This window comes from Pseudomonas sp. BN505 (assembly GCF_029873175.1).
GTDB lineage: Bacteria > Pseudomonadota > Gammaproteobacteria > Pseudomonadales > Pseudomonadaceae > Aquipseudomonas > Aquipseudomonas putida.
Window position 1 is genome coordinate 22,256 of sequence record NZ_SSOI01000072.1, and the last position, 4,264, is coordinate 26,519.

At 57.0% G+C, this 4,264-nt stretch carries 4 protein-coding genes, 3 tRNA genes and 1 rRNA gene; all 8 read right to left on the minus strand.

The window, feature by feature from the left end:
• Positions 1–1,178: elongation factor Tu (tuf, locus tag E8E78_RS29005; RefSeq protein WP_280313614.1), on the minus strand; the 1,178-nt coding region annotated here is incomplete at its 3' end.
• A 78-nt stretch (positions 1,179–1,256) separates the two neighbouring features.
• Positions 1,257–1,332 (minus strand) — tRNA-Thr (locus E8E78_RS29010).
• Between the two features lie 29 nt (positions 1,333–1,361).
• Positions 1,362–1,435: transfer RNA gene (locus tag E8E78_RS29015), tRNA-Gly, on the minus strand.
• Between the two features lie 24 nt (positions 1,436–1,459).
• Positions 1,460–1,543, minus strand: a tRNA-Tyr gene (locus E8E78_RS29020).
• Between the two features lie 152 nt (positions 1,544–1,695).
• Entirely contained in the window at positions 1,696–2,121 is a 426-nt protein-coding gene (locus tag E8E78_RS29025; protein WP_049276033.1) for a hypothetical protein, read from the minus strand.
• Between the two features lie 7 nt (positions 2,122–2,128).
• Entirely contained in the window at positions 2,129–2,878 is a 750-nt protein-coding gene (locus E8E78_RS29030; protein WP_016497739.1) for a pantothenate kinase, read from the minus strand.
• A complete protein-coding gene (birA, locus tag E8E78_RS29035) occupies positions 2,868–3,827 on the minus strand; it encodes a bifunctional biotin--[acetyl-CoA-carboxylase] ligase/biotin operon repressor BirA (RefSeq protein ID WP_049276034.1) in 960 nt (319 codons plus the stop codon). Before birA ends, E8E78_RS29030 begins: the two co-directional genes overlap by 11 nt.
• A gap of 279 nt (positions 3,828–4,106) precedes the next feature.
• Positions 4,107–4,222: ribosomal RNA gene (gene rrf / locus E8E78_RS29040) — 5S ribosomal RNA — on the minus strand.
• Positions 4,223–4,264 lie beyond the last annotated feature (42 nt).

A 4,264-nucleotide genomic window follows, 5' to 3' on the forward strand; every position in this document is an offset into this window, starting at 1 on the left:
GCTACGACGCCGGCGCCGACGGTACGACCGCCTTCACGGATAGCGAAGCGCAGACCGTCTTCCATTGCGATGGTCTTGATCAGGGTAACAGTCATCTGAATGTTGTCACCTGGCATTACCATTTCAACGCCTTCCGGCAGTTCGCAGTTACCGGTCACGTCAGTGGTACGGAAGTAGAACTGAGGACGGTAGCCTTTGAAGAACGGAGTGTGACGACCGCCTTCTTCCTTCGACAGGACGTAGACTTCTGCGGTGAACTTGGTGTGCGGCTTGACCGAACCTGGCTTGACCAGAACCTGGCCACGCTCAACGTCGTCACGCTTGGTACCACGCAGCAGAACGCCGCAGTTCTCGCCAGCACGACCTTCGTCCAGCAGCTTGCGGAACATCTCAACACCGGTGCAGGTGGTGGTGGTGGTGTCACGCAGACCAACGATTTCCAGCGGATCCTGAACGCGGACGATACCACGCTCGATACGACCGGTAACAACGGTACCACGACCCGAGATCGAGAATACGTCTTCGATTGGCATCAGGAACGGCTTGTCGATAGCGCGCTCTGGCTCTGGGATGTAGCTGTCCAGAGTTTCAACCAGACGCTTGACAGCGGTGGTGCCCATTTCGTTGTCGTCTTTGCCTTCCAGCGCCATACGAGCCGAACCGATGATGATCGGAGTGTCGTCGCCTGGGAAGTCATAGGTGGACAGCAGGTCGCGAACTTCCATCTCGACCAGTTCCAGCAGCTCAGCGTCGTCTACCAGGTCAGCCTTGTTCAGGAAGACCACGATGTACGGAACGCCAACCTGACGGGACAGCAGGATGTGCTCACGGGTTTGTGGCATCGGACCATCGGCGGCCGAGCAAACCAGGATCGCGCCGTCCATCTGGGCAGCACCGGTGATCATGTTCTTCACATAGTCAGCGTGACCTGGGCAGTCAACGTGAGCGTAGTGACGAATGTTCGAGTTGTACTCGACGTGAGCGGTGTTGATGGTGATACCGCGCGCTTTTTCTTCCGGAGCCGAGTCGATCTTGTCGAACTCAACGACTGCCGAACCGAAAACTTCGGAGCAGACGCGAGTCAGAGCTGCGGTCAGAGTGGTCTTACCGTGGTCAACGTGGCCGATAGTGCCGACGTTAACGTGGGGAAGGGAACGATCAAACTTTTCCTTAGCCATCGATACAATCCTCCGCAGAAGAAATAGTCTTGCGCTGATAAAACAAAGGCAGATATTTTCATATCTGCCTTGTTTATATGGAGCTCTTGAGCGGACTTGAACCGCTGACCTCACCCTTACCAAGGGTGTGCTCTACCAACTGAGCTACAAGAGCGAAACACTTTGTGCAAAATCCGGCAAACTTGGAGCGGGTAGCGGGAATCGAACCCGCATCATCAGCTTGGAAGGCTGAGGTTCTACCACTAAACTATACCCGCGGAGCTTGCGGCTCTCGCTAAAACTGGTGGAGGGAGAAGGATTCGAACCTTCGAAGCTCTCGCAACGGATTTACAGTCCGTCCCCTTTGACCGCTCGGGAATCCCTCCAGATGTGGCCGGCATTCTATGTGTCTGCCGTCCTAGTGTCAAGCGTTTTTTCAAATTTTTTCAATCAAATCTGAAACTTAGCTGCTTTGACACCGCTTCCAGTTGTACCACCTGAGTGGTGTTCCCTGTGAAGCGGGCGCCATTCTATCAAGCTATTCACCAGTTGCAATACCCTGGCAGAAAATAATTTTATGTTTTAAGTCTTTGAAATCATTGGAAAGAGCCGAAAGGACCGTTTGGTCCAGTAAACGCTCGCTTTCCGGGGCAACCTTGAGCCAGCGACCATCGGCTCCAGGCAGCTGCCCCACCACCGGCAAGGTGGCAATATCCAGGCTCAGCAAGCGCTGACGCAGTGCATCCAGCTGCTCCTGCCCTGTCACACCCCCCACTACCAGGCATTCGTCACGGCGCCTGGGTGGTGCCGACACACCCGTTTCACGCAACAGACGGATTTCCTGCTGATTCCCCTTGTACAGAGACAGCGGGGCGACTTCCTTGACCTTCAGCGGTGCTTCCTGCTGATGCCACACGTAATAGAAGACGTTGAGCACCAGTAACAACAGAAACAACCAACGCATAGGCACCTCAATCCAATGGGCAGGCCATGGCCAGGCCAACGAAAACCAGGTCAGGGACGACACGCGCCTGCGGCACGGCCTCTCTCACCAGCGGCGCATCACCCCCAGTGAGGAACACCGCGAATTCTTCACCCCACAGTGAACGCGCCTGCTCAAGCTGGGTACGCGCAAAGCCCTGGAGCATCAACACGCAACCACGCTCAACCGCTTCGACTGTAGAGCGGCCCGGCGACAGGCTGGTCAATGCGCGCTCGGCGGAGGCATCGTCATAGCGAATGCGCCGGGTATGGGTACGCAACTGACTGCGCATCAGTGGCATGCCCGGACAGATGTAGCCACCCAGGTGCTCGCCGTCTGCAGCCACAAAGTCTGCTTTGGCGGCGGTACCGAGGTCGATCACCAGGCATGCGCCCTTGGCCAGGTGAAATGCACCCAGCGCAGCGAGCCAACGGTCCATGCCCAACCGCTGGTAGTCGTCATAACCGTTGCGCACACCGGCCATGCTCCGTGCCGGAAGCGCAACATGCGCCTGCACGGCAAATGCCTGGGCAATCAACGCACAAAGTGCATCGGTTTCTTCCTCGCTGCGCACACTGACAATGCGGCAACCTGTCAGACGCACCGAAGCCAGCGCAGCCACTTCGGCCAGCAGCGCTTGATCTGAATCGACAATCCCGCCACCTTCAATCACTGCATCAGCGGTATGAATCACGCGCCACTTGATGAAGCTGTTACCGCAATCGAGCTCAAGAATCATCACGCAACCTCAAACTGAGCTCACCACCACTGAAGCTCTTTTCAACTCCGTCCACCTCAAGGCGCAAGCCGCCCTGCCCGTCGACGCCAAGAACCACGCCATCGATGCGCGTATTACCGGCAACCAGTGAAACATTGCGTCCCTGCCAAAGGTGCGCCTGCTCCCACTCCTCCTGGAATGCGGCAAACCCGTAGCGACGATGGCGTGCCAATTCGTGCTGCATTTGCTGATTGAGCGAAGCCACCAAGTGGTTACGGTCTATAGCCGCGCCCACCTCACGCCGCATCGAGGTCCACTCCTGGTCGACCTGGTCATTGACCTGCATGTTCACATTGATACCGATACCCAGGACCACATGACAGACATCGGCCGGGTCACCCACCAGCTCCAGGAGAATGCCAGTGATCTTCTGCCCGCCAACCAACACGTCATTGGGCCATTTGAGCCCTACATCTTTTACCCCGAACGCCTGCAGCGTGCGCATTACTGCAACGCCTACCACCAGGCTCAAGCCTTCGAGCTGGCGAATGCCACCATCCACCCGCAAGACAAGGCTGTAATAGAGGTTTTCGGCAAATGGGCTGACCCATTGGCGGCCACGACGGCCGCGGCCGGCGCTTTGCCGCTCGGCCAGGACGAGAAATGGCGCTACCTGCCCTTGATTGGCAAGCCTCAAGCCTTCGGCGTTGGTCGAGTCGATGATTTCGTGAATGAAAACCGGCCACTGCTCGCCTTCGGCAAACCTGGCGATTGCCTGCGCGTCGAGCAAAGCCAGTGGTGCCGCTAGCTGATAGCCGCGCCCACGAACCTTGTGAATGGTGAGGCTCAGCTCGCTCTCCAGGTGCTGCAGCTGCTTCCACACGGCGCTGCGACTCACCCCGAGGGCTGCCCCCAGAGCTTCTCCGGAATGGAACCGGCCATCCTTGAGGAGATTCAACAACTTCAGCATGCCAGTCTCGACTTGGAATAAGGCACGCATGATAGCCATGGGCTGTTGGCTTGCATAGGAAAAGGGCCTGGATGGCCTGGATACCTGGCGTTGCACCCTGCTCTGTAGGAGCAGCCTTGTGCTGCGAAGAGGCCATTGCAGGCGAAGATAATCTTTAGCCTTACCGGCCTCTTCGCAGCACAAGGCTGCTCCTACAGGGGTCGGGCAGGGCTGGGGATATTTGCGCCGCAAAGACAAAACCCCTACCTGCATGCGCAGATAGGGGTTTTGCGAAATGAATCTTGACGATGACCTACTCTCACATGGGGAAACCCCACACTACCATCGGCGATGCATCGTTTCACTACTGAGTTCGGGATGGGATCAGGTGGTTCCAATGCTCTATGGTCGTCAAGAAATTCTGTAGCCAGAATGTCCAGATGGACAGCCCAGCGAAT